Annotated in this window: 30 protein-coding genes and 2 pseudogenes; all 32 read right to left on the reverse strand. The window is 39.5% G+C overall.

What is annotated here, in order from left to right; genetic code table 11:
- Window positions 1-10 precede the first annotated feature (10 nt).
- Complete coding sequence (locus tag ACMZ6U_RS00830; protein WP_416105785.1) at window positions 11-385, reverse strand: ComF family protein; 375 nt, start codon at window positions 383-385, stop codon at window positions 11-13.
- 284 nt (window positions 386-669) lie between these two features.
- A pseudogene (locus ACMZ6U_RS00835) lies at window positions 670-813 on the reverse strand (DNA/RNA helicase); the annotation flags it as partial.
- A gap of 153 nt (window positions 814-966) precedes the next feature.
- Entirely contained in the window at window positions 967-1,452 is a 486-nt protein-coding gene (locus ACMZ6U_RS00840; protein WP_416105786.1) for a hypothetical protein, read from the reverse strand.
- A 1-nt stretch (window position 1,453) separates the two neighbouring features.
- A complete protein-coding gene (locus ACMZ6U_RS00845; protein ID WP_416105787.1) occupies window positions 1,454-1,720 on the reverse strand; it encodes a hypothetical protein in 267 nt (88 codons plus the stop codon).
- Window positions 1,721-1,876: 156 nt separating this feature from the next.
- The gene (locus ACMZ6U_RS00850; RefSeq protein WP_416105788.1) at window positions 1,877-2,131 is read right to left on the reverse strand and encodes a hypothetical protein; all 255 of its coding nucleotides are present in this window, start codon (window positions 2,129-2,131) and stop codon (window positions 1,877-1,879) included.
- A 158-nt stretch (window positions 2,132-2,289) separates the two neighbouring features.
- On the reverse strand, window positions 2,290-3,177 hold the full coding sequence (locus ACMZ6U_RS00855; protein WP_416105867.1) for a lytic exoenzyme target recognition domain-containing protein: 888 nt from the start codon (window positions 3,175-3,177) through the stop codon (window positions 2,290-2,292).
- Window positions 3,178-3,681: 504 nt separating this feature from the next.
- Window positions 3,682-3,936: a phage holin gene (locus ACMZ6U_RS00860; RefSeq protein WP_416105789.1), complete on the reverse strand. Its 255-nt coding sequence runs from the start codon at window positions 3,934-3,936 to the stop codon at window positions 3,682-3,684.
- A 1-nt stretch (window position 3,937) separates the two neighbouring features.
- Window positions 3,938-4,237 (reverse strand): hypothetical protein, encoded by a 300-nt coding sequence (locus ACMZ6U_RS00865; protein WP_416105790.1) that lies wholly within the window; start codon window positions 4,235-4,237, stop codon window positions 3,938-3,940.
- Window positions 4,238-4,240: 3 nt separating this feature from the next.
- Window positions 4,241-4,408, reverse strand: a complete 168-nt coding sequence (locus ACMZ6U_RS00870) for a hypothetical protein (RefSeq protein WP_416105791.1) — start codon at window positions 4,406-4,408, stop codon at window positions 4,241-4,243.
- 4 nt (window positions 4,409-4,412) lie between these two features.
- Window positions 4,413-4,961: a DUF1366 domain-containing protein gene (locus ACMZ6U_RS00875; RefSeq protein ID WP_416105792.1), complete on the reverse strand. Its 549-nt coding sequence runs from the start codon at window positions 4,959-4,961 to the stop codon at window positions 4,413-4,415.
- A 1-nt stretch (window position 4,962) separates the two neighbouring features.
- Entirely contained in the window at window positions 4,963-5,115 is a 153-nt protein-coding gene (locus ACMZ6U_RS00880; RefSeq protein ID WP_416105793.1) for a hypothetical protein, read from the reverse strand.
- A 19-nt stretch (window positions 5,116-5,134) separates the two neighbouring features.
- A complete protein-coding gene (locus tag ACMZ6U_RS00885) occupies window positions 5,135-10,663 on the reverse strand; it encodes a phage tail spike protein (protein WP_416105794.1) in 5,529 nt (1,842 codons plus the stop codon).
- Window positions 10,660-11,448, reverse strand: coding sequence for a distal tail protein Dit (locus ACMZ6U_RS00890; RefSeq protein ID WP_416105795.1), 789 nt, complete (start codon window positions 11,446-11,448; stop codon window positions 10,660-10,662). The genes ACMZ6U_RS00885 and ACMZ6U_RS00890 overlap by 4 nt, the downstream gene beginning before the upstream one ends.
- A gap of 11 nt (window positions 11,449-11,459) precedes the next feature.
- On the reverse strand, window positions 11,460-14,282 hold the full coding sequence (locus ACMZ6U_RS00895; RefSeq protein WP_416105796.1) for a phage tail protein: 2,823 nt from the start codon (window positions 14,280-14,282) through the stop codon (window positions 11,460-11,462).
- 15 nt (window positions 14,283-14,297) lie between these two features.
- Window positions 14,298-14,633, reverse strand: coding sequence for a hypothetical protein (locus ACMZ6U_RS00900; RefSeq protein ID WP_416105797.1), 336 nt, complete (start codon window positions 14,631-14,633; stop codon window positions 14,298-14,300).
- Window positions 14,634-14,677: 44 nt separating this feature from the next.
- On the reverse strand, window positions 14,678-15,016 hold the full coding sequence (locus tag ACMZ6U_RS00905; RefSeq protein WP_416105798.1) for a tail assembly chaperone: 339 nt from the start codon (window positions 15,014-15,016) through the stop codon (window positions 14,678-14,680).
- A 56-nt stretch (window positions 15,017-15,072) separates the two neighbouring features.
- Window positions 15,073-15,609, reverse strand: coding sequence for a phage major tail protein, TP901-1 family (locus ACMZ6U_RS00910; RefSeq protein ID WP_416105799.1), 537 nt, complete (start codon window positions 15,607-15,609; stop codon window positions 15,073-15,075).
- Window positions 15,610-15,993: a hypothetical protein gene (locus tag ACMZ6U_RS00915; RefSeq protein ID WP_416105800.1), complete on the reverse strand. Its 384-nt coding sequence runs from the start codon at window positions 15,991-15,993 to the stop codon at window positions 15,610-15,612.
- Window positions 15,990-16,334 carry an HK97-gp10 family putative phage morphogenesis protein gene (locus ACMZ6U_RS00920; protein ID WP_416105801.1) on the reverse strand — a complete coding sequence of 115 codons (345 nt, stop codon included), beginning with the start codon at window positions 16,332-16,334 and terminating at the stop codon, window positions 15,990-15,992. Before ACMZ6U_RS00920 ends, ACMZ6U_RS00915 begins: the two co-directional genes overlap by 4 nt.
- 1 nt (window position 16,335) lies before the next feature.
- A complete protein-coding gene (locus ACMZ6U_RS00925) occupies window positions 16,336-16,641 on the reverse strand; it encodes a hypothetical protein (protein WP_416105802.1) in 306 nt (101 codons plus the stop codon).
- On the reverse strand, window positions 16,638-16,985 hold the full coding sequence (locus tag ACMZ6U_RS00930; RefSeq protein WP_416105803.1) for a phage head-tail connector protein: 348 nt from the start codon (window positions 16,983-16,985) through the stop codon (window positions 16,638-16,640). The genes ACMZ6U_RS00925 and ACMZ6U_RS00930 overlap by 4 nt, the downstream gene beginning before the upstream one ends.
- Before the next feature lies 1 nt (window position 16,986).
- Window positions 16,987-17,289 (reverse strand): hypothetical protein, encoded by a 303-nt coding sequence (locus tag ACMZ6U_RS00935; protein ID WP_416105804.1) that lies wholly within the window; start codon window positions 17,287-17,289, stop codon window positions 16,987-16,989.
- 1 nt (window position 17,290) lies between these two features.
- Window positions 17,291-18,187 (reverse strand): phage major capsid protein, encoded by an 897-nt coding sequence (locus ACMZ6U_RS00940; protein WP_416105805.1) that lies wholly within the window; start codon window positions 18,185-18,187, stop codon window positions 17,291-17,293.
- Between the two features lie 11 nt (window positions 18,188-18,198).
- Window positions 18,199-18,750 (reverse strand): DUF4355 domain-containing protein, encoded by a 552-nt coding sequence (locus tag ACMZ6U_RS00945; protein ID WP_416105806.1) that lies wholly within the window; start codon window positions 18,748-18,750, stop codon window positions 18,199-18,201.
- A gap of 118 nt (window positions 18,751-18,868) precedes the next feature.
- Window positions 18,869-19,423 (reverse strand): HNH endonuclease, encoded by a 555-nt coding sequence (locus ACMZ6U_RS00950; RefSeq protein WP_172004650.1) that lies wholly within the window; start codon window positions 19,421-19,423, stop codon window positions 18,869-18,871.
- Window position 19,424: 1 nt separating this feature from the next.
- Window positions 19,425-19,676, reverse strand: coding sequence for a hypothetical protein (locus tag ACMZ6U_RS00955; RefSeq protein ID WP_416105807.1), 252 nt, complete (start codon window positions 19,674-19,676; stop codon window positions 19,425-19,427).
- A 124-nt stretch (window positions 19,677-19,800) separates the two neighbouring features.
- Window positions 19,801-19,971 carry a hypothetical protein gene (locus tag ACMZ6U_RS00960; RefSeq protein ID WP_416105808.1) on the reverse strand — a complete coding sequence of 57 codons (171 nt, stop codon included), beginning with the start codon at window positions 19,969-19,971 and terminating at the stop codon, window positions 19,801-19,803.
- A 154-nt stretch (window positions 19,972-20,125) separates the two neighbouring features.
- A pseudogene (locus ACMZ6U_RS00965) lies at window positions 20,126-20,378 on the reverse strand (DUF6275 family protein).
- A 10-nt stretch (window positions 20,379-20,388) separates the two neighbouring features.
- A complete protein-coding gene (locus ACMZ6U_RS00970; RefSeq protein ID WP_416105809.1) occupies window positions 20,389-20,634 on the reverse strand; it encodes a hypothetical protein in 246 nt (81 codons plus the stop codon).
- Window positions 20,618-20,761: a hypothetical protein gene (locus ACMZ6U_RS00975; protein WP_416105810.1), complete on the reverse strand. Its 144-nt coding sequence runs from the start codon at window positions 20,759-20,761 to the stop codon at window positions 20,618-20,620. Before ACMZ6U_RS00975 ends, ACMZ6U_RS00970 begins: the two co-directional genes overlap by 17 nt.
- 158 nt (window positions 20,762-20,919) lie before the next feature.
- Entirely contained in the window at window positions 20,920-22,335 is a 1,416-nt protein-coding gene (locus ACMZ6U_RS00980) for a minor capsid protein (protein WP_416105811.1), read from the reverse strand.
- A complete protein-coding gene (locus ACMZ6U_RS00985; protein WP_416105812.1) occupies window positions 22,313-23,785 on the reverse strand; it encodes a phage portal protein in 1,473 nt (490 codons plus the stop codon). Before ACMZ6U_RS00985 ends, ACMZ6U_RS00980 begins: the two co-directional genes overlap by 23 nt.
- Window positions 23,786-23,788 lie beyond the last annotated feature (3 nt).

A 23,788-nucleotide genomic window follows, 5' to 3' on the forward strand; every position in this document is an offset into this window, starting at 1 on the left:
GCTTAAATAGTCATCTTGCCAAACTAAAACTAATGATTTCTTTGACGCCAATATCTTGTAAGGCTTTCTTTGCTAGAAATATGGTTTGCCCTGTAGTATAGATGTCATCTACAATAAGAACTTTCTTTGGTATTTTAATATCCAGTTTTAGTTCAAAGACTTGTTCTGAACTTAATCTTTCCTTCTTAGTCTTAGTTGTTTGTGAATCAACATCCTTTTTTTCAAGAATTCTCTCATAAGAAATTTCTGCTGCATCCAGTAGGGCTTCGACTTGATTAAATCGTCTGGTTGCCATTCGTTTCTTGCTTAAGGGAATTGGAACAACTGTAAAACCTTTATATAATTTTAATGTTTGTTTGATTTCTTCTGCAAATTGCCACGCCATCAGATAGTCACCTTGAAACTTAAATACTGAGAAATAGGCCTTCATCGCTTGATTATATCTATAAATACTTTTATGCTTAACCTCATTTCCTTTTGTTTCCCAGTCCAAACAATCTTGACATTTTTCTAAAGTTGTTTTTTGGTAACACGAAAAACAGGATTCTTCGTCAACTTTTTCAAACTGCTTTAGACAATCTTCACAAGTTTGAAAGCTTCTTCTTTTTAAAAATAGTACTGAAGTGAAACATCGCTTTTCACTGATATTTTTATAACAAAACTGACACGTCACTTGAAGCCTCCCAAATTGTTCATCTGTCGAATTTCTTTTTTAGTCTTTTTGATAGCCTTTGTAAGTCCTTCATGAAAGAATAGTAAATCTCCTGTCGGTCTCTCTAATGACCGCCCTACTCGACCACCTATCTGAATCAGGGGTTAGAAACTTTGTAATTCTATCGAAATATCAGAGACAAATCCAACTGTCATCGAAATAATGGATAGTAAAATTAGCGATAAAAAACCCCAATGTTTAGATGCATAATCTAAGCATTGGGGTTCAGTTTATATTCGTTTTTTAAGATAATTCTATACTAAGCAAAAAGTATTTTTCAATTTCAAATCATTACTTCCAGGTCTGTTGATTTTCTTCGTCTTCTCACTAATGTCAATTATTCCTTGAATTTTTGTATAGTGTTTTTCCGCTACACTTATTAAGATACATGCCAAGAAATACCATTTTATCACTTGCATAGCTGTTTCATTATTTTGTGTAATAGCAATATCTATCTCTTCGTGTAGTTTGTCTTTTAATTCTTTAGGAACTGTTCGTGTATGTTTTAATATTTTTTTTGAATCAAATCTATCATCAGAATATGTCATTGAAGATACAATTTCTGATATAATTGGAAATTCATTTTTTAAGGATTTAGCTTTTATTTCGATTAATTGTTTTTCTTGCCAATGAATGTCTTTTACTGATTTTATCATTAGTTTTTTATGATTATATGTATCCCATGCATAGAAAAACAATGCTAGCAAAACGCAGATGATAAATAAAAATAAAACACTCATATTACTTACCCCCTTTGCTCATCATTAGAGCATGTAACTCTCCTTCTAGTTCTCTTATAACTTTCTCTCGTTGAGATAATGTTTCGTTGAGTTGATTAATCAAATCTTTATTACTATTTAAGGAGATTTCATAATCTTTTCGTCGATTGGATTGTAATTTCATATATCCTGTTAAAAACAGTAGGCTTATAAAAATATGAACCCCAAGTGGAACATTATAAGATAAAAAATTTTTGAAATGAGTTAATAACTCTATAATAAATTTCACAACTTTTCCCTTTCGCCATAATTATAACGAAATATTATATTACGAGCAAGATACAAAAATGTTATGACCATGGGTATATTTTCATCAAAACACAATATATTGTACTTTAAAAAAAAGTAAGATAACAACTAGCACAATATATTGTTTAAAAATATTTTAAAACAGCCACCAATTTTCCTTCATCAATTGTCTATTTAATTTTAAAACTTCATAAGCATGGCTAAGCAATTCCTTTACATCAGATAAAACCATCTTTTCGATAATAGCCATATCTAAAATCACATCCTCATTAAGAATCAATTTTGTTAGATGGTAAGTTTTACGATCAATCTGGTATGTGATATCTACCCAGTGCTCATAGCCTAATTCTGTCTGTTCTGGTTTATTCATCTTCAATTCAATTATTTTCATGATTTTATTTCCTCCTACTTATTTATTCGTAAATTTTTTTGGAAATTCAAAATAATTTTTAAAGTCCACTAAAACAGACTTTTTGCAATAAGTCCGTTATAACGGCAATAAAAAAAGCCCTCGCAAATGCGAGGGTTGTCTTAATTACGTTTCTATTTTTATTTTTTTCCTATTACTAGATGGTTTTTGTTCCACGCAGACAGCCAAACTTCGCCAAATTGACCAAACGTAAACTTACGCCAGTAGTACCCATAGTTATAACCACCGACACCAGTATCAGAAATATGCGCTTCGTCTCCTGCAAAGGTAAAGTACATGCCTTTTTTAAATTGGTTGTCTTTACCGTCTGTAATGTTCTTGCCGTTTTTATCTACCCAGTTGACCATTGCGACGGGAATCCCGTTTTCAAGCCAAGTAAACTGAGTCGGCGTTAGATTATTACACTTGATTTGCCATAGGCCAGATAAAAATTTTACGTCGTCTGCAAAATAGACTTTATAAGTCTTTTGCGGAGCTGGTGTTGCTTTGACAGTGCTTCCGCTAAAGCCATTTTTTAGGTCTTTAGCGAATTGCGCTTTACTGATTCCCCACTTAGCTAAGTAAGGATAAGGATCAACATGATCAGACGCATTGTTTGGTTGGTGAGCTGTCGCATAAGCGTGCGTAATGATCCCTGACGTGCCAGTATCAAGGCTGTTGGATAATCCAGCTTGCTTAGCAAGGTCACGTAACAGTGTCACATATAGTTTGTAGTCTCGCTCAAACTCTGCTTTAGTTTTATGACTTTCTATCAATTCTACTGCTGCGTAGGTTTCGTAGTTCCAACCTCCGCCGACGTCCCAAGCACCGCGATTCACATTTGCCACTTGGATAACACTGCCGTTTCCGACAACATGTGTGTAAAAGCCTGTGTTAATATCCTTACGAGACATATAATCCGCTTCGTTTTGTGCGGTACTGTTGGGGTTACCTGTCGAATGCGCATGGATTTGCGTATATGGTGTCACACCGACTTGCGGGATACCACTTCTGATTTGTCGTTCCACTTGATTATTTCCTTTCTTTTTAATTCTAAAAGCAGTTGGATAGGTAGCTTCGTATGGTAATTTGACGAGATTAAAAGCACTACCTCCTTGCGGATTTGTGATTGTAGACCCTTGATTTTGACCTAAAAAGTAACCGTACTTACCGTCAATATCGCTATCAAAGATAGCTACATGACTATCTGGCGTCCATGGGTGTTTTTTAAAGATTGCTACATCATTTTGTTCCATGATTTTTACTTCGTCAAAATATTTAAGCATTCCATTGGTTTTTCTAAATTCCCATAAGTCTTGTACGTAGCCAGTGCCTCCTTGATTTACAGGTTTAGTGTTTATTTGCGGTATGCCATTTTCCTTGCACCACTCCACAAATCCGTCCCAGCATTGCCAGCCGTAATATCCGTCATGATCATATCCATGGTTTAGCACTCTATTTTTAAATGCTGTATAGTCCATTTTTCACCTCCATACAAAAACAAACCGCCCATTTTGTGAGCGGTCTTAATATTATCTGGGCTCTGTATAGCTCATCGCTCGTGAGCTGTCTGATACCCCTGTGGTCGTTGGGTCATTGACGATACCTAGAATTGTTGCAAATGCAAATACTGAATTAACAAATACTAGTAACTTAGCCCCAAAATCGTCCACTTCCAAAGTGTAGCCAAAGATCGCTGCAAATGCTTGGATAACCAACAATGCAGCTGGAATAGCCGCTAGCCAAAAGTTTTTATTTTTAAGTCTTAATTTCCAATTAATGTTCATGTTATTCTCCTTTTTCAAATTCATCCATTCGGCTATTCATTTGAACCATTTCCTTTTGAATATCACCGACAGCGTAAGTAATTGCACTTAATTCCTCAGTTGTTTTTTCCAGATGAGTCATCAAGCGTTCTTCACGTCTATTAGAGTCAGCTTTGGATTGTTCGTGAAAATCCATCAACTTCTTCTCCCGTTTGTCAGACGTGCGGACCAAGAAGCCCACAACCACAATGAAGAGGATAATGAATAGGATTTCCCAAGTCAACTGACTCTCTGCAATCCGTTGGGCTTCGTCAAAAGGCATAGTTTATTCTCCTTTCCGCACGTAATTCACAACTTTCTCATCCGCAAGTTCTGGATGCCCCATAAGCTCAAGCTGTGCTTTCACTTTTTTCTTGAAAATACGTGGGACATCCTTAAATGCAAAATTAAAGTTTTCATCAACAATATTCATCGCCATTAACATTACCATCATTATATTACTCCGTTTCTGTTTCTGTGTTATCGGTAGGATTGTCGCTACCGCCGACATGGTTACCTGTGTCAGGTTCTTCAATAAATGATTCATCTTCCACACCTTCCTCTGAACTTGCATAGAATTCCGTCAACATTTCCATCACCGAACCATTCAAGATTTGGAATTTATCTTCAACAACTTTGAAACGATCATTACGTTCTTTTTCCGCAACTTCTAAACGTTCAAGTAGCTCTGTTTGAGACGTCTCCATGCTAACGATCTTTTCTTCAGCTTCTTTCATGAACTTTTTGGCATCCTTTGTGATGATTTCCAGTTCATCTATTTTACGGACAGACTCAGCCATAGCACGGTCGGAAAACTCCGATTTAAAAAGCCCATCAAGCGCTAATGTAATTAGCTCTTTTTCAGTCTTATTTAGATGATCTCCAGCCACTCTCTCTGTAAAAGTCGCATAGCCATTAGAGGTTGATGCGATAACGATTTCGGTATGTGAAATTTTATTTTCATCATCGTAAATAGGATATTTACCAACTACAGTCCAATTTCTCATATTAGCCCTCCTGAGGTTTTGTGGCTTGGTCTAACTCAGCTGTTAATTGCTCAATCTGAGCTTGTAACATACCATTTTCTGCTTGTAGCGTCGCTTTCTCGAGTGATAATTGAGCGATTTGTAACGCTAAATTTGATTTAATTTGTTCTTCCATTTTTTACTCCTAAACCTTACTAGACCTTGGCAGGTATAGAGTATCTATAACCTCTTTCGGTCGTCTTGTTGTTGTGCAATAAATTTAAGTTATCGATAATCGAGTTTATCGTGTCTCGTAGACTAGAGTAAGTTGAGCTGTTTTTCCACAACCAAACATCACCGACTTTTACCCTCGAAGAAACACGATGATTAACATTGTGAGCGTCAATCTCTAGCTTGTTTGGCAAAGTGATGACATCCCAACCGTCTGCACTGTCAAAAGCAGAGCTGGCCAGTCTGACAGTGTCTCCTACAACATCTATCGTGTCAATGTTTGCACCGTTCCAAGCACGGATTCCAACAAATCCACCATCGTTAGACGATTCCGTTCCGTTTCTATTTGATCCAATGACCGTTACGCCAGCAAGACCTTTACCGGAAACAGTACCAGTTGCAAACTTGACAAATTGAGTCGGATATCCGCTCAAGATACGCTTCATAGCAGCCTGGTCTGTATAATGAAGTATCTGACCGCCATTAAGGTCTATTTTCATGGCATCGTTTTGGGCACTAATCGTCTTACCCCTCATCCAATCAATTATCGCTAACCCTATTTTAGACTTGATGAAATTTGCATCCAAACCAACAATTTTATTAGCATTTAAATTGATAACATTGACCTTACCTGCATCTAGCGTGCCTGTTGTCATCTTGCTTGCGGACACACTTGCTATATTTGCGTCTTTGATGACGGCTCGGTCAATCAACGTGCTACCAGTAATGTGCGTCAAACGACCGTCAATACGGTTAGTTCCGTTAGCCATCAGATTGATTTGATTAAGCACAGTTCCAGCACTCGTCAGATTTTTGACTGCCCACGACCCAGATAGCTGGCTTTGGACCGTAGATATCCCGCTTTGGACATTATCAACCCTGCTAACAAGCCCTTGAGCCGTCTGTACAACTTGGCTGATAGATTTGCCTTGTTCAGAGATGGTACGTGTATGACTGTCTACTGTATCTTGGATTTCGTGGAATTTTTGGGTATCTAAAGTTGCATCTTCAATCGCAAGTGAGTAATCTGTTGCAATCGTGCCAGTTTCGACCTTTATGCCTGTAACCCAAGCAGTCCCACTAGTAGCTCGCTCGACAATAAAATACAACTGTGTTTTGAGTTGGTCATAGTTAGTGTTTTGACCGTAGTCGTAAGTTACTGTTATTTTCTGCCAGTCAGATGTGCCAGTAAAACTTTTTAAGGTCATGTAGTCAGCTTTTGAGGTTGCACCCGTATTGCTATTCTTGCGATATAGCACATGCTTAAAGCAGTTAAAGACATTCCATGCATTAGCCCCTTGCACCACATTTTCGTACTTAACCCAAGCTGTAAACGTTACTTTGCCGTAAAGTCTAGAGCTAAATTCTGGTTCGATATTAAAAATTAGACCTGCCCCATTTTCTAAACGATAGCATTCTGTCTGTCCTGTGATGTGATTTTGTGGTAATTGCTCAATAGTGCTAGCACCAGTACTATCTTTTTTAATCCAAAGATTTCTACCACCGATCGACGTAGGAATCTTACTCTCAACCTCAGATATGCGCTGGATAGTCCCTTGCTCGAACTGCGTGATAGCATTTGTGACAATCTTATCTGCGTCAGTCTTAGACAGTTTTGTATCAATCTGGCCAGCGATTGCTTTGATGGTTGTTTCGGCGCTAGTGACTCTACCAGTAACTGTGTCAAAGTCTGATTTTAAAACTCTAGCTTCGATGGCATCCGACAGCATGGATAGACTTGCTGAGTTTTGAGACACTAGCTTATTGACAGTATCGACATAGCTTTTGTCCGCTTTAAGCAAAATCTGGTTGGCCTGCTGACTCAGCGTTGTCGCTTGACTAGAGACTGTATTGTTGAGTCTATCAAAAACTGTTTGTGAGACCTTGCTAGAGACCTCACCGATTAACTGATTTATTTGAGTCTCGGCTTTTGTGATTTTGCCTTGAGCCTGTGTCAATTGCGTTGATAGTTGCTCTTGACCTCGTGCAGTCTGATTGATTGTTGTTTTGACTGATTCGATGTCCTCTGTTAGATCCTCTGGTGCCAATGTATGATCTGATGGGATTTTACCAGTCTCTAACTGTACGTCATCAATTGCTAAAATAGCGTTTGTTGTAAAATTATAAGCATAAATGTAAAATAGGATACTTTTGGTAAAATCAGCTTTATCCTTTTCAAAAGGTACAGCTACATTAACACGTTGCCATTTTCCAACTTCAAAAGTTGCAGTATCAAATTGAAAACGACCAGAATAAAAATTATAGCTACCAGTTTTATCCGCATAGTAAAATCCACCAAAGAGCTTCGTTCCAGCGCCCGTTACAAAGACATCTGCTGATAAAATAAAATTGTTTGTTGTTTGAGGCATTCTATCATTTAAACTCTGTTGAATAGCCTTCCAGTTTCTACTACCGTTACTTTCGTTGTAAATGACCGCATTCTTTCGACCTGCGTAGTCTGCTACGTATGCGTGATAAGATGTTGTAGCATTAGCCATCCCAGGGTTAAAAGTTACCCAATTTTCCGCTGTTTGATTAATGGTTTGACCATCAACAATGAAGCTATAGCCTTTCTTGACCTTTTCAAAGTCACTATTGAGTAGTAAATTACGCCCACCGACTGAAGTCGGTATTTTTGCTACCGTCTCACTAATCTCCCTCTCAAAACTGCCAGCAGTCTCTCTGACTAATTGTTGCATGGTTGCGCTAGTCGCAAACCTCTTGTTGTTAACTAACTGCTCAACTTGTGTACTAGTCAAACGCTTGTTAATCTCGCTAGCATTTTGCTCAATTGCTGTCTGTTGGCTTGTAACTCTACCACTCAGATTGTCATATTCTGTTTGTGAGACCTTGCTAGAGACCTCGCCGACAAGTTGATTGATTTTGGTCTCAGCAGTTGAGATTTTACTATCGGTCTCTGTGACTTTTGTAGATAACTGCTTGACACCTTCGGCTGTCTGAGTGATGGTTGTTTTAACGGCTGTAATCTCGGATTCGAGATCTTCTGGGGCTGGAGACCAGTCGGTTGCTATATTCCCTGTCTCTAATTTCCAGTCACATAAATCTAGGTAAAAATCTTCTACAAATGCCGAGATGTCCGTTAAAACAGTCATAGGATTAGCTCTGATAAAACTGATATCACTACCCAAAGGGATGCTAAAACTAAAGGTTTGCCAATTCTGGCTAATAGTAATCTCTCTATTATCCCCATTTTCAGTTGTGCCGTTGTTTTTTATTGCGGCAATCATTGTTTTAAAGCGTAGATTGTGACTAGCTCTTGCTTTAAAACTAACGATTCCTTTTTCGAGTAATTTTACATCTTCGCTAAGTCCCGAAATAGAGGTATAAATAGAAAAAGTGTCAGGTCTCTTCTCAACCTCTATCCGTTTTGCTCGTATAAATGATTTTTCATTTTCTGTTTTAATTTCGGATGTTATAGGATATAAAATATTATTATTACTATATACTTTTTGAGTCTGACTACCTAAAATATAATTCCGTCCGCCAATCTCAGTAGGTATCTTACCCTCAATCCTATTGATTTCGGTCTCAATCTTGTCGCTCATGTGAGTGACACTAGATTCTGTACTTGATAGACGATTGTTGACTGTATCAAGCTCTGACTTTTTGGCAAGTGTCTTGATTTCGTCGTTTGTTTTCGTAATCTCGGTTTCTGCGGATAGTAATCTTTCGGATAGCTCACCTTTCGCACCATCGATTAGTCGGCTAGCTTCTTCGATTGCTTGGCTCTTAGCTGTGGATAGCTTGGTTTCTGTTGATTGTCTTTCGATTGTGTCAAGTCTTTGAGCTTCTTCGATTGCTTGGCTCTTAGCTGTTGCCAGTTTGGTTTCTGTTGACTGTCTTTCGATTGTGTCAAGTCTTTGCGCTTCTTCGATCGCTTCGTTTTTTGCTGCTTGTGCACTGGATAGAGCATTAGCAGCATCTAATTTAGCTTGGTCACCAACCCGCTTCGCTTCATCAGCTAGATTCTCGGCAGTGTTAGCCTTAGCCAAAACCTCTTTAACAGCCTCATCTTGTTTTGCTTGCTCAGCTAGATAAGATTCGTTGAAGTCGTCAAACTGTTGGTTAATTTCCCTCTTGACTCGCTCTGAATCTGCTGTTCTGAGAACTTCTTCCCAAACTTCGCCCGTCCAGCGCAACATAATTTTGTGACCCTCATGCTCTGGATCGGGCTTGTACCAAATATCATTGATAAGCACTTTACCTGGGTATTTCTTGCTAGGGTCTTCAGCACCATACCAATTATTGTTAAAGCCGTCAGCGCTCGGCAGGTAATCAGGTAGATTTTGGACAAAGTTTGAGAACTCATTGGCTACAAACTCGTCAATGGCTTTGTCAGCTATAGCCTGGATTCTAGTATTGCCATCATTGCTACTAGCTTTTAAGTTATCCCCAAGTTTTATATCATTCGAAGAATCATCTAAGCGGTTGAAGGTTATCTCAAAGATTCGCACTTCGTAATCTAAGTGTTTATCGTGACGAACAACGCGTATCACATCACCGATATGGGCACCTTTAAGGTAAACTGTTGATGTTTTAAACATGACCTGTGGTCTGCTGACATCAATCAATGTCTGATAAGTTTTTTCTAAGACTACTTCTTCATCAGTATCATCTTGAAAGTCGACAAAACCAATTTTAGGGCGTCTTGAACCATCTGCATTTTTTATTCCATATCGTGCCGTCATCTCTGGGATTTCAACGTATAGTTGCCCAAGTGGTTTATTGACAGGGTTTCCTTTAGCAACCGACCATTCAACGTTTTCAAAGGTTATCTTACGACCAAAGCCATCCGATTCTTGGATTTTTTCGTCTTTGCCAATATCTCCAGCGCTCGAAACCTGTTCGCCTCGACCACGACCTACTAAAGCCGTGTAGATGTTAGTACGTTCAACCTCTTGCAAAATTTCTAAAGCGTTATGCCCATAAACCACTCGCTTTCCAACTGCTGCACCCGTTCGTTGTTTAAAATCAATATATCTAGCGCCAATCTTATTGCCGTTCATCTCGACAAAAAACTGCATTTCTAATCCCCAAACAGAGCAGACTTTTTTTAAAGCTTCAAAAGTAGAAATATAGTAAAAATTAGTGCTTCGTGGGATAGTTTCACCAACAAAACGCGCTCTCCAGTTAGTCCCAGTAAGCAAATCATTAATGACTTCTCGTCCTCCAAGATTGTGAGGACGTTTATCAATAACAACAGTCTTCCTGAGTTCTTCAATCCCTGATTGCACACCGACAATTGTTGTGATGTTATCAACCATTGATTTTTGAGCTACCCAAAAAAGATGGAAATCGTGAGTATCTTCAATGGATTGAATACCCATAAATTCAACTGCTTCAAGCTCATCATTAAGGATGTTTTTCAGCTCGACAGTCAACCTGTCCGAAACGTAACCTTCTTTTAGCTCGTACTTCTGAAGAGCTGTCTTAACAGCCGTTTTTCTGACAATTTTGATGAGTTGCTCATCCTTATCAAATAAATAAATCATAAGCGCTCATCCCTCCAAATAATTTGCTTTATTGTTGCGTTTTTAGCGGTTACTCTATCGCTATTTTTAAGATAAAATGTTTCTAGCGGACTGTAGAGTTGTAACTCACTAAGTATATTTCTGCCACTATAAGTAGCCTTAACTTCGTCACTACCATAAGTAATGATGATGTCCGTTCCAGCGCTATAAGACCCTTTAAAATCAAGGATTTTATCACCGTTGACAATTTGTATCTGATTAACCGTGCCAGTTGCTTGCACCACGATTTTTTCAGGTAAAACTTGGATAGCATCAACCAAAGAGATAAGCCCAGTCGATGACTGAGCCTTTTTCTTTTTATAACCATCTGGGACAAGCAAGGTAAACTTACTGATGAGACTGAGTTTGGTTTCTTCTATATCTTCAGCGTTTAAAAGGTAGCCGTAATAAATATAGTCAGGCTCATCTTTAAATATAATTTCTAAAAAGCCATTCTCAGAAACCGTCCGCAAAACTTTATTCATTTTCGCAAAGCGTTCACGTAGTTCCTCGCTCGTTTGCGCTTCTAAACGATATTTAATTTCAAGCTCGCGCTCTGGATCTGATATATCATCTACCCATAGCCCTCTACGCCCTCTTATTTCCTGCGTTTTAACACGTTGACCGATAATACCTCTACCAGTTACTGTGAGGTGCCTGTAGCCTTCAACAAGCTGGTTTAAGGGTGTACCATTGACGGACATATTATCAGACGGCACAAAACTGTCTGATTTATCCGTTTTTTTCAAAGAATAGTAATCGTACATCGTACCCCTTCCTAATATGCTCCAAGCATAGCTTCCGCTGCTTGGTCATCCATAATGTTATTTGTAAATGCTCGGAAGTTTTGACCTCCGATGCTGACATTGATGTTAGCTGGTTGTTGATTGATCGAGAGTGAGCCGCCGTTAAAAGTTAAGTTTGGATCACTCGCTGTTAGAGCGTTAAGATTTCCTTGGACGTCATTAAGTCCGATGTTATCAGCAACACCGACGTTGTTAAAACCATCAATAGCACCTTGTGCCATATTAGACATTGTGCGTTTAACTTTATCAGCTTTAGCGTTGATACCAATCATAAAGCCTTGGTCGGTATAGATACCAAACTGTCTAAACACACGAGACGGTGAATGGATTCCAAGCAAATTTTTTGCAGCACTAATCGCATTACCGACTGCATTGCTAACAGCACTAATCAGCCTTCCTGCCGCTGAAGCAACACCATTGACAAAACCAGAAATCAAATCCCTACCGGCTGAAACAGCTTGACCAACAAAACTTCTAGCTGCGCTCACTGCGTTATTAAATGCATTTCTAACAGCGCTGACAATACGGCTTCCAGCGCTAGTGACAGTGCTAACGAGATTGTTCCAACCATTTGAAACAGTGGATTTAACATTGTTGATAGCATTGCTTACCGCTGATTTGATATTGTTCCAAGCTGTGCTAATTGCTGATTTGATACTATTCCAAATGCTTGTAGTTGTTGATTTTATTGCTGACCATTCTCTTTGCATTTCTGATTTTACAGCATTGATTTCTGATTTGACTGTATTAGATATAGTATTCCAAATGCTTGATAAAAAGTTTGAAACAGCTGACCATATGGTTTCCCAAAAACTTTTGATAGCTTCCAATTTATTTTGAATAAATTGTTGAACAAAATTCAAGGCGATATCAACAAGCTGTTTAATACCTTCCCAGATTGATGCAAGTGTTTCTTTGATGGTTTGCCAAGCACCAGACCAGTCTCCGTTGATAAGTTGCATTATTGCGGTGATAACCCCAGCGATAACAGTCAAAGCTGTTTCGATAATAACCTTGATAAATTCCCATGCCGTTTGAACCGTCAAGACAATTGCGTCCCAAGCGGTCGAAATGAATGGTGCCAAAAATTGAATGACTGTCATTATCACATTTTTTATGTTGTTCCATGCGTTTATAGCAGTTGACATAAACACATCGTTTTCTGTCGTCATTGACTTGAATTTATCAATCAACTGAATGATAAAATCTTTGATAGCAGTTACTGCCTGCATAACTGCTTCTTTAACGGTATTCCAAGCGCTGGTCACCATTGTTCTAAAGGTTTCGTTTGTCCTCCACAAATCCACTAATGCAACGACAACAATAGCGATAACAGTCACCCAAAACATAAAAGAGCCAGCCAAAGCTGTTAATGCCGTTCTAAGTAGCGTAAAACCTGCTTTGAGAGTTGCCACAGGGTGCATAATTGCTGAAAAAAACGTTTTTAATAATGCGGGTATTGCACTGAATGACGATAAGACTGTCCTACCGAAATTCATTATTGAAGACCCGACGCTTACAAAAACACCCTTTAAGGCCACGAAACCTGCTTTGAGAGTTGCCACAGGGTGCAGTGCGGCCGAAAATGCAGTTGAAATAACTGAACTTATCGATTTAACAATACTAAGACCTTGTAGAGCAACTTTTGCTAACAAAGATTCTCTTGCTAACATCTGTAACCCCAAAGACGCTGATTTAGATCCCATCGAAGCTGCTACAAAAGCTTGAGCAATGTTCAATGCAGGTGCTAAACTCATAGCGGCTAATTTTACTTTTCCGAATGCTGAAACAACCGGCGCAAGAGCGGTCACTATATTACCGAATGCTACTAATAATGGCCCTCCAGCTGTAATAATCAATCCCACCCACTTTTGCCATTCGGCCATGGGTAAGTTGTCCCAGATATTACCTAAAACACGCTTGATATTATCTACAAAAATACCGATTGACTCACTTAAATTAGACATCAATGTTTTGATATCTGCGTTCTTTTGACTAAACCCTGCTAAAAGATTTTGCCCGGCAGATACCATCTGACCAAAAGAGCCACTAACAGTTTCGCTAGCTTCTTTGGCAGTTGTGCCAGTGACTCCCATTTCCTCTTGAGTCTTATGTATAGCTTCGATTAATTTATCAAATGGAATATCCTTGACATTCTCAGCAGTAGCCTTAAAGGATTTGCCCATAACGCCAGATTCGTTAACTAACCTTGCCATTTCAGCTTGTGTGCCGCCAAAACCAAGTTTCAAGTTGTCCAGCATGGTAAAATTACCCTTTGCAAACCCTTGATAAGCATGCTGGATTTCGCCAATGCTTGTACCAAATTTATTAGCATTATCAGACATATCCACAATGGCCATATCTGCATATTTAGCAGCCTTTTTGGTATCTCCACCAAGACCCTGTAAGAGTCGTGCAGAGAAAGAGGTTACTTGTTCCATATATTTAGTACTGGAAACTCCAGCCGTCTTATATGCGTTATCTGCGTTTGAAATAACGGTTTTAGCATGCTTGCCGAACATGGTATTAACACCACCAATTGCCTGCTCTAAATTGGCAAAAGATTTAACAGACGCTGCAACAGCTCCCACGACAGGAAGCGTGAATGACTTGGTCATTCCCATACCAACAGCACTCATCGCAGAACCTGCTCCTTTTAGTGTTCCAGCTATTTTTTCAAAACTAGAACCAGTTTGTTGCTTTAGACTGTCTATAGATGTTTTAGCTTGAGCTATACCTCGTTGAAAGTCTGAGACATTCGCACGTAGAATGGCAGTTACATCAAAATTTGCCACTTGTTACCCTCCTTCCTAACGCATTCTTTTGCGTTGATTCATCATTCTATTTCTGTCGGCAATAGATAATGTTTTCGCTTTTTTTTGTTGTTTTTTCGGAGCTTCAAACAAGTTATTAAAGGCTTCTTGGTGATTGTAAAAGTCATCGAATGTCTTATAAGCAGATTTCGTGTTATTTCCTTTGCCTTTTGTAGCTTGAACGCTTTGATTAAACCAAGCTTGGATAGCAAGATGATGACGTTTTTCCTCGAGTTGTATAGCATAAGCGAGATTGTAGACCTGAAACTCAACTAATGTCGTATTGTAAGCCTCTTGATAACTCATTCCATGACGAGCAATCAGCATAGCCATTGCCTCGGTTGGTCCTATCTCTGGACTATTGTCACTTTGAGACTTTATTGCACGTTCATTGCTAGTTTTAAGAGTGGTGACTTTTTTAACTCGTCAACAGTTTCGTTGACAACATCTTGATATTTACCGTTTTCAGCAAGTTCGATGATGTACGCTTCGATATCTGCGTCGCTTGGTTTTTGTGGCTCGTTTGCAGTTGCAGCCTTGATGATATCCACAAATGCCATCGGATCGTTCATCCCAACGCCGACATTCAAAAGCGTCATAGCGCCATATTTGGTATTCATGCCCTCAATCGTTGCAGCATGCATTTCGTTCATTGTTTTCAAAAAGCCAAGACCAAATTTCAAAGTGTAGTCTTTCCCACCAATTGTTAAAATCATGTTTGTTCTCCTTAAAAAATCGTAAAAAATAAAAGGGAGCCACTTGCTCCCTAGTATTAAACTTCCTCGTCGTCGCCTTTCTCTGCTGCGAGTGTGTGGTAGTCGTACATCGCTGCTTCGACTGCCGCAAGTTGTGTCTCTGTTAGCGTGTCTTTTGCTTCAATACCGTTACCATTAATTGCCATTTCGTAAGAAAGTTCCACTTTGTCGTCAGCAGGTGCTGAAATTTCAAAATTGCTAAAGTAGCCTTGGTAGTATTCGACATCATATTTTCCAGATTCATCTTTAGACCCAAGATCTACCTGCCATACTTCAACAAGGTCTTTAGCTTTGTACCATTTGCGCAATTCACGCCACATATTAACAGTTTCTTTATCGTCTTCACGATAAGCAAGTGATGTAAATTCCCCGCTTGAGTCACCATCAGTAATTGTGTTGACGTTACCGTCTTTAGTGATGGTACTTTCTGTTTCTTTTTCGGTATTCAGCGTATGTTCCGTTTGAAAGCGAACCTTACCAGCATCCTGCGTGGTACGGTCGGCAAAACGACGGAAAAACACAATTAGGTCTTTACCATTAATTAATGTTGCCATTTAGTCTCCTTTTTTTGTAAATGTAAAAGTAAAATCCAGCACTATGTGTAATAGTGGCTGGACATCTGTGTTATCGGGTATTAGTTGTTTCGTGACAGTCTCGTATGACAAATGATAATCATATCCGTCGGTAATACGCCTTGCCTCGTTTTGAATATAGGCGCTTATATCATCTAAATTAGCCCTGTCAGTGCGTAATCCGTAGATGTGGACTGTTTGCCTCACCGACCCAAATAAATCGTTATTTGAGGCTTCTGTGGCGTTCTGTTCACCGATATACGCAAAGGGATATTTAGTTTGAGCGTCTGGCACGTAATCGTATGTATCAACACGGATAGCAGACAAGCTAAAGAGACGTCTAAATAAAGCATGATTCGGTGTCATTTAAACGCTCCTTTCATAACATCAGTCATCATTTTCTTAAATTCCGGTTCGATTTTCTCAATCATAGGACGAATGTGCGGCGTGCCTGGCTGGAATCTAGTCCCGTATTCTTGGTAACCTGCATATCCTGCACCTGAGGTAATATGTGCTTCCATCCCTTGATAAGACGAGGTGATAGATTTTTTCAAAAAACTAGTATCAACCGGTGCTAGCTGTTTAGAAATAGATTTTCCTTTTTCGCCCATATTCTTGACAACTTTGACCGATTGCTCAACTGCCTTTGGATGAGCATTGCTAATAGTTGCAGTTAGCTTTTCCATACCCTGCCATTTAACAGACATATCAACCACCTACCTTTTTGAGCCTGACAGCTCCCTTGACAGGAGCATCAATCTGATCCATAGGGACATATTTGCTACCGTCATAGATAGCGGTAGCAAAAGGCTTCTGCTTCTGCTGAAAACGGCAAATCATGACAACATCTGTCTGATTGCCATACTCTTTCAAGACCTTGGCCTGTTGGATGAAGTTGACCAGGCAGGGCACAACTTCTTTTTGACCTTCAGCAACCTCATAGCTATCTGTTTCAGGATTGTACTTAGGCTGACTGTTCTCACGGATGAGAGTAATGCGGTGGGGTGTCTTCATAGAAACATCACCTTGCCTTTCTCCCTCAGAGAGCCGTCAAGACCAAAATCCTTATTCAAAATTTTCATGTAAGGCTTAAAGAGGTCATCCAGTTCCTGGTAGGTAACTGAATAGCCATCCACTGTCTCAGAGGTCACTGCTTCAGAACCTTTGCGACCATAGAGCTTGTAAACGACGTTCTCAATCATAAAATTGTATTTTGCATCAATTTTAGTTGTATCTGTCAAGAGTTTGAAGTAACTTTCAGCGTCATCAACTAGATCTTCAATGAGTTCCTTTTCTTCTTTATCGTCGGAGGAAATACCCAACCGACGTTTGATTTTAGCAAGTTGGGTATCTGTCATATTATTCCCCTTCAGCAGCATCAAGCAAAGCTTTCAATTCATCCTTGCTAGCACGGGAACCGTATTTGATACCAAGTTCATCCAGTTTGGCTTTGAGTTCCTTGACACTCAAGTCACCTTCTGTCTTAGTATCTGGGGTCAAATCCCCTTCAGCACCATTAGACTCAATGACACCCTTACCAAGCAGTTCCTTGATACGATTGTCAGATACGTTCAACCCTTCGCGGGGGAAAGTGTCCCCCTCTTCGTAAAAACGACGGTTGTCTTTGGTGTCGATGATGTTACGGGTTACGATGTAAGCCATATTAAACCTCCTCGCCAGTAGCGGTCAACTTCGCAAAAGCGTTAGCCTTAGTGATCATAACGGCCACATCCATAGTAGCGCGAATAGCAATCATTTCCTGTTCGAAGAGGTTTACAGGCGTGTCATCAGCGTTCTTGACGGTCGAAATCTGCCCTTCCTCTGAAATCTTATAAGTGATGTTGTACGGAATACCGTACACCAAGTTGTCAAAGTCACCAGCGATCAAATCACCTTTTTTGAGGTTGGATGATTTCATGTCTACTGCCGTGATCCCGTCAATGATATTTTTGGATTTGTCATAGATAGACACCTTGTCACCATCACGAGCCTCACGAAGAGCAGAACGGTTCTGCACCTTAGAAATAAAGGCGTTAGGCTCGATGTCAGAATCATAAAGAGCATCTTCCAACTTCAAGATGTTTTCGTAGTTGATAGGACCCACGATGACCTTGCTAGCGTCCTTGGCTGCCTTAGCCACAGAGTTTTTAAATGGTGTCTCAATGCCCAAAATACCAGCTTCGTCAATCTTCTTGTAAAAGGCCTCAACGATTTGTGGCTTCATCTCTTCGAAGAAACGCTGCCAAGTGTAAGTCAAGGCTTCACGAGATGCCAAGAGGATAACACCAAGCTTATGGGCACGGATAACACCTTTGGCCAATTCTGGCTTACTGGTCTTGATTTTCTCGGTTTCGTTTACCCAGTAAGCTGAAATGCCATCTGTTTGGAAAGTGAATTCTTTCTCTTGCTGGCCATCCATTTCAATGTACTTGCCAAGTTGCATGACAAGAGAGTTTTGAGCGACTTCCTTCATGATGATGTCTGTAAATTCTTTGTGCAATGTCCCATCTTTCTTTTGAGAGACAAGGACGTTTTCAGGGTTAAAAGTTTGTACTGTCATTTATTGACTCCTTATTTGATAATGCGAGAGCCTCGGAAGATGTCGCCAGGGCTCTGTTTGCTAGAACCACCGAAAGAAGACGACACTTTTGGAGGTTCGGACTGCGTAAATTCAGCTTTAATTTCGCTGATGATACTTTCAAAATCAGCAATTGCCTGCAAAGTTCCATCTGCGGTATCTTTGACCACAAATCCAAGCACCTTGTCATTAACTGGCAATTTTCGGTCTGAAAGTGTTTTGATAGCTTCATCTGTCAGCTCACGCTTGGTTTGTTCCTTCTCTAGGTCAGAAATCTTATCAAGCAATTTTTGTTTTTCAGCTTCAGCTACTTGTTTGCGGTACTCTTCCAGTTCCTTTCCTGAGAGTTCGTTCTCGGCCTTGTACTGTTCAAGAGCTTGTGCAATAGCTTCTTGTGTCGCCTGGGCATGCTTTTCTTCTGCCTGCTTCAAACGACGCTGCATTTCAGCAAGTGAGACTGTTTTTTCAGGTTCTGGCGGATTGCTAGCCTGTCCGTTTTGACCTTGTTCAGGATCAACTGCTGGATTGTTATGTTCTTCTGCCATTTTATGGCTCCTTTCTTTTACGCTTTTACGTGCAACCTCCACGAACTCATGCAGCTTTTAACGAGAATCAGCACGGTTTACTCATGTCTATATAAAAAGACCATGTAAAAACACAGTCTTATCTATATTTCTGATTACATAATAAAGATAAATAAGGAATGCTAACTCCAAAGAGTTCTGACAATTCTCTTAATTTTACTCCAGATTTTCTCATCCTCCTTATTGTATCCACCTCTTTGTCAGACAGCTTCGCAGATGGATTATTTTCGCCCGACATATTAACTTTTGAAGTATTCTTAGCAGGTATAAAAAGTTTTGTTTCTAAAGCATGCGCAACATTCTCTTTTCTTGTTACCCATTCCAAATTAGATATACGATTATCATTTTTTATACCATTAATATGATTTACTTCTACTTGTTCTAAACGTCTACTGCAAAAAACTTCGGCCACCAATCTATGTACTTTACGGGTTATGCATCTATTTTGTATTGATAAAGTTATCCGCTCGTAACCTTGCTTATCAAGTGTTTTGGAAAGAAGATGTCCTTTATAAAATACTTGCTTACCATTGCGATAAGTAATAATCCTATCTTTTGTAGCAACGTTCCCCAAATTACTTACAATGAGCACTTCAGGAAATTCAAGCGAGTCTCTCCAAATTTCCTCAGTCACGCTACACCCCCTTCTTAACAGCTTTTTCGATAATTTCTCTGTGTTCCGTGGCTAGGCTGTCCATGCGATATCTAACCAAGTTGAGAAGAGCAAAATGCTGTCCGTGGCAAGCAATCAAATCATGATACGTCCAGTAATCATCAAATTTTGGCTCTTTAGATAACCAATCATGGATAAGGTCAAGGCTCTCCCTGATTTCTTGCATGTTAACCAGCGAGTCCTCGTAACTAAAAATCAAATCTGCTTTAGCCATAATAAAAACTCCTTTAGTGTATGACAAAGAAGCTCTTTTCTGATATAATTATTTCAGAAAGAGTTTCTTTCGGGTGATACCATGTACTAGTCGGCTTGGCGGTTTGAATAGTACCTGGTATTTTTTATTTTTCGGATTTCAAAAGGTCAATTCCCTTTAAAATCGCCTCAGATTTGCTTAATTTCTTAGCATTGGCTACATCTTCTAGCGTCTGAAACTCTGTCTCAGTCATTTTTACTGTAACCTTACGATTTTTAGGATTTTCACTTTTAGGTCGTCCTACTTTTGCAGTCATTTCATCACCTCTTTTCAGACTGTACCAAAATTATATAATGGTACAGCCTAAAAGTCAAGAGGTTTTTGAAATTTTTTTGCCATAATAAAAACCGTCTGGATTTCCAAACGGTTAAATGATAGTCTTTCCTGCTGTCAAGATGTGGGACCACCTCCTAATCTTTGATTGCTCGGTTTGAAACTTTAGTATAGACATCTACATAAGTTTCTGCTTTGTCGCCATTGTAAGTAACCTCAGCGTAATCTCCGCACATTTCATCGGATTTAAGCTGATTAGTGCCGACCAACGCTTTCCAGTTCTTTAGAGTTTTACTAAACCAGACGACAAAACAGTCTTCAGTCTTGATTTCACGACCTGACAGATGCGAAAATTCTTGAGCTGCCAATTTCTTTCGCTTTTTCTAACATAATTTCCTCCTTAACGTTTCCAAAACGGTTTCTTAGTTTTTTTGATTTCTGCCACATCATCTTCGAGGATTTTCTGATAGGTTTCCAAATCGTCAAATCGCTTGTTGGTTGCCTCTACAATTTGTGAGTTGACCTTCTCCATCCGCTCCACAATCTTCCAGAGTTGGTTATTCTGGTCAAGCAGAAACTCTATGGCACTTCCAGCTATTCGTAAAGAGTTTTCTAGTTCACGTTTCTTCTTAATACGTTTGTTCATGGTTTCCTCCTAAAAATTTATCTTTAATTTGAATAAGTAAATCATACTCCGATTTAGGAATTGTTAACATTTCCGGACCTGTTACTTTAAATCCAGTAAATTCGCCGTTATTTATCTGATGTTTCATTTTTTTCTCCATTTTTGGGTACAAAAAAAGCACCTAGATTATAATCTAAGCGCTCTAAGAGTAGTGGACGGTGTGCCTGTCCCGTCATCTCATGCTATGAAGCTGCGTAGCGACACTAAATCTCTACTTCACCTCTCTTCACTAGAATTATATCAAAACTACTCATCTTTGTCATAGATTTTTTTATTTTTTCTCAATATCCTTCGGATAGTTTTATCAGATACCCTCATAGCAGTAATAATAGAGTTATCTCTTTCATCACTAGATAACCTAACTGCTACATTGACATTATTTTCAATCCCTTTACCAATGACTAACAGACTGTCCTTGTTCTTATGATCCACAAGAATTTTATCTGGTTTCTTGATAACTTGATGGACACTGCCTTCAACATTTTTACCGATGTCAGCATGTCCTTCAAGGATATGTTCTAATCTTTCTTGCCGTAAAACAATAGCCGACCTATTAAAAAAGGGAAATTCTTTTGATACTTCTTCTTCAGCTTTTTTGGGGAAATGCTCTTCAAAAAGGACTTCTTTAGGATTAAAAACAATTCTTTTGCCCTGTTCACCGGTGACTTGTGCCTGTTTTGGTTTCTTTTTGATTTCCTCACCCCAAACACCATTTGGGGCTTCACGGTCAAGCGTGCTACCACCAGCTCTGTAATCCATCTTGATATGACCATAACTAGAACACCTACAATTGGGGTGCATAGGGTACATATTTACCCCTTTTTCCACTTTATCAATCGGTATCGCCTTTTTATCTAATGGAGTACAAATGTCACAAGCACCAGGTTCTGCCACATAGATTAAGTGGGTAAAGTCGTTTTCTTTTAACATAGCCAATTGGGTGTCAGCGTTAATCCGTGCTATCTCTGTCTTTAATAAACGCTTAGCATTCTGTGCGCTGGTACCATATTTTTTAGCTAATCGCTTCATTTCCTGCTTATAGCCCATCATATCGGTAAAAATACGGTTGAGAGAACCAAAAACATCACGTTGTAGGGTTGCTTGAAGCCCTAAATTTCCCCATACACGATTCGAAAAAGTCTGCCCATAGAAATCAGCGTCTAAAATGCCCTGTAATCGTCTTTTTACTCCAGATGAAGAATTACCCAAAATGCCAGATTGACGCTTAAATTCAAGCTGTTGTTCATCATGACGTGCCTTATCAAAGATTTCATTGACCTCTGCGGTTAGATTTTGGATTTCAAGCGCTAATTCCTGTTTGAGTAGCTCTAAACGGCTAACTTTCATCTTGAGATTGTAAGTTCTTAGCCATTGATTTGTCCCAGGACTAAAATCTTTCTCTCTGACAGCCTTAGCAGCCTTGTCATTGAACTTGGTCACGTCCATTTCAGAGACCCTTTTCATTGCCTCCTGCTTGGTCAGACCTTCCTTTCCAGCGTAGGCCATGTAGAATTGGTCAATCTGTGCTTGCATTCGGTCATAGGACTCTTGGTAAAGCTGAGCAAGCACCTTGTCCCTCTCCAAGTCACGCTTCATCAACTCTGCTTGAGCTTTTCGCTCTGCATTATACCTTTGATTATCAATTATCCGCTTGTCCGTCATCTGACTCACCTACAATCTGGCCAACCTCAATATCACTGGAACCACCCTGCTTCAAAATCCGACCTTGCTCTTTCTTATAGTCAGTAAAGCTGGCATTTTCCATGAGTGTCTCTTGTGAAATCTCACCGCCAGCCTCAATATAAGCCTTGATTTCCGTCCAAACATCTTGAGGGATATTTGGATGAAAAGTAAAGGTCAACTTGTCAGCTTCAATCACTGGGGCACTAATGGCCTTATGAATGTTGCTAATAAGCTCATACCGTCTACGCAAAGCCTTTGTAAAATAGGTTTCCTTGTCTTTTCGGACCTGCTCCAGTCCAATCATCTTGTACAGCAGTGCGATTCCTGAAGATGTTGAGTTAAAGCGGTCATCATCTAGATTGGGGATACGACTAAAACGGTAAATGTCATTTGCCAGACGATTTTTATAAGCCTCTGTACCGTTGACATCATATTGCTTGTAGATGTAACCTGCATCCGCTGTCGTTTGCTGACCTGTTTGAGAAATTCCAGTCTTCAAAAGAAGCATGTTTGCGTCTTTCATTTTGGCTGCACTCTCCGGATCAAGTTTGATGCTATCAAGATCTCCTTTAATCAACAAAAGAGCATCATTCAGGTCTGACATATAATTGGCCGTGTCAGACTGGCCAGCGTCGTAGGCATCAATGAGCGAGATCTCACTTTCATAGTCACCCGTTCTAAAACGATTATTCCACCATTCAACAACTGGTACATCATTGTAATTGTGCTTGTTTGCACCTTCCACAATCAGCCTAACTGCATTGTGAGAAAATGGCTTGTAAGTGATGACCTGGTCTTTTGTATAAACCGTCATGTTAACCTTGTCAGCATAGATTGGCAAATGCACAGCTGCAATGATGTTTTGTTCAACCGTCAAATCACGGATGACAAACATTTCAAGTGGACTGATGAGAACTACCCGATCAATCTTATCTTTGTCTCTAAAATGATACTCATAAGCTCGACCATAAACAGAAGCATCAAAAGCCAAGTCACTGTTTAAGGCATTAATGTCATTTTGCCACTCAATTTCTTTGAGGGTGTTCAGCTGTTCACCGTTGCCATCTATTACCCCCAGGGTTACGGGATTTCCAATGACATAGCTAGTAGCAAAACTGGAGATATAACCGCCCCACTTATGTCTTACTCGGTAATCTGCCTTTTCATCATCAAGGCGACGGTGTCCAGCCAAAATGCTGAAATTATCCCCTTGAGCATATGAAGACAGAACCTTCAAACGGTTTTTCTGACTACCAAAAAAGGCTGCCAGCATATCTCTGAAAGCCTTTCTGCCTTTATCAGTATTCAGCAAGTCATCTGAACTGCTGTACCTGAATTGTTCATTTGCCAGGTTATCAAAAACCAGGCTGTCATTCCTAGTCTTGGTCACAGTATCAATACCGTGTTCAAACTCATTTACTTTATCCACTGC

The sequence above is a fragment of the Streptococcus pluranimalium genome (genome assembly GCF_047785745.1).
GTDB lineage: Bacteria > Bacillota > Bacilli > Lactobacillales > Streptococcaceae > Streptococcus > Streptococcus pluranimalium_B.

What these genes read in the sequence shown, in the direction of transcription:
- ACMZ6U_RS00830 (WP_416105785.1), bottom strand. Translation starts at nt 385, where the DNA reads ATGGCGTGGCAATTTGCAGAAGAAATCAAACAAACATTAAAATTATAT.
- ACMZ6U_RS00840 (WP_416105786.1), bottom strand. Translation starts at nt 1,452, where the DNA reads ATGAGTGTTTTATTTTTATTTATCATCTGCGTTTTGCTAGCATTGTTT.
- ACMZ6U_RS00850 (WP_416105788.1), bottom strand. Translation starts at nt 2,131, where the DNA reads ATGAAAATAATTGAATTGAAGATGAATAAACCAGAACAGACAGAATTA.
- ACMZ6U_RS00860 (WP_416105789.1), bottom strand. Translation starts at nt 3,936, where the DNA reads ATGAACATTAATTGGAAATTAAGACTTAAAAATAAAAACTTTTGGCTA.
- ACMZ6U_RS00865 (WP_416105790.1), bottom strand. Translation starts at nt 4,237, where the DNA reads ATGCCTTTTGACGAAGCCCAACGGATTGCAGAGAGTCAGTTGACTTGG.
- ACMZ6U_RS00870 (WP_416105791.1), bottom strand. Translation starts at nt 4,408, where the DNA reads ATGATGGTAATGTTAATGGCGATGAATATTGTTGATGAAAACTTTAAT.
- ACMZ6U_RS00875 (WP_416105792.1), bottom strand. Translation starts at nt 4,961, where the DNA reads ATGAGAAATTGGACTGTAGTTGGTAAATATCCTATTTACGATGATGAA.
- ACMZ6U_RS00880 (WP_416105793.1), bottom strand. Translation starts at nt 5,115, where the DNA reads ATGGAAGAACAAATTAAATCAAATTTAGCGTTACAAATCGCTCAATTA.
- ACMZ6U_RS00885 (WP_416105794.1), bottom strand. Translation starts at nt 10,663, where the DNA reads ATGATTTATTTATTTGATAAGGATGAGCAACTCATCAAAATTGTCAGA.
- ACMZ6U_RS00890 (WP_416105795.1), bottom strand. Translation starts at nt 11,448, where the DNA reads ATGTACGATTACTATTCTTTGAAAAAAACGGATAAATCAGACAGTTTT.
- ACMZ6U_RS00900 (WP_416105797.1), bottom strand. Translation starts at nt 14,633, where the DNA reads ATGGCTATGCTGATTGCTCGTCATGGAATGAGTTATCAAGAGGCTTAC.
- ACMZ6U_RS00905 (WP_416105798.1), bottom strand. Translation starts at nt 15,016, where the DNA reads ATGATTTTAACAATTGGTGGGAAAGACTACACTTTGAAATTTGGTCTT.
- ACMZ6U_RS00910 (WP_416105799.1), bottom strand. Translation starts at nt 15,609, where the DNA reads ATGGCAACATTAATTAATGGTAAAGACCTAATTGTGTTTTTCCGTCGT.
- ACMZ6U_RS00915 (WP_416105800.1), bottom strand. Translation starts at nt 15,993, where the DNA reads ATGACACCGAATCATGCTTTATTTAGACGTCTCTTTAGCTTGTCTGCT.
- ACMZ6U_RS00920 (WP_416105801.1), bottom strand. Translation starts at nt 16,334, where the DNA reads ATGTCTGTTAAATGGCAGGGTATGGAAAAGCTAACTGCAACTATTAGC.
- ACMZ6U_RS00925 (WP_416105802.1), bottom strand. Translation starts at nt 16,641, where the DNA reads ATGAAGACACCCCACCGCATTACTCTCATCCGTGAGAACAGTCAGCCT.
- ACMZ6U_RS00930 (WP_416105803.1), bottom strand. Translation starts at nt 16,985, where the DNA reads ATGACAGATACCCAACTTGCTAAAATCAAACGTCGGTTGGGTATTTCC.
- ACMZ6U_RS00935 (WP_416105804.1), bottom strand. Translation starts at nt 17,289, where the DNA reads ATGGCTTACATCGTAACCCGTAACATCATCGACACCAAAGACAACCGT.
- ACMZ6U_RS00940 (WP_416105805.1), bottom strand. Translation starts at nt 18,187, where the DNA reads ATGACAGTACAAACTTTTAACCCTGAAAACGTCCTTGTCTCTCAAAAG.
- ACMZ6U_RS00945 (WP_416105806.1), bottom strand. Translation starts at nt 18,750, where the DNA reads ATGGCAGAAGAACATAACAATCCAGCAGTTGATCCTGAACAAGGTCAA.
- ACMZ6U_RS00955 (WP_416105807.1), bottom strand. Translation starts at nt 19,676, where the DNA reads ATGGCTAAAGCAGATTTGATTTTTAGTTACGAGGACTCGCTGGTTAAC.
- ACMZ6U_RS00960 (WP_416105808.1), bottom strand. Translation starts at nt 19,971, where the DNA reads ATGACTGCAAAAGTAGGACGACCTAAAAGTGAAAATCCTAAAAATCGT.
- ACMZ6U_RS00970 (WP_416105809.1), bottom strand. Translation starts at nt 20,634, where the DNA reads ATGAACAAACGTATTAAGAAGAAACGTGAACTAGAAAACTCTTTACGA.
- ACMZ6U_RS00975 (WP_416105810.1), bottom strand. Translation starts at nt 20,761, where the DNA reads ATGAAACATCAGATAAATAACGGCGAATTTACTGGATTTAAAGTAACA.
- ACMZ6U_RS00980 (WP_416105811.1), bottom strand. Translation starts at nt 22,335, where the DNA reads ATGACGGACAAGCGGATAATTGATAATCAAAGGTATAATGCAGAGCGA.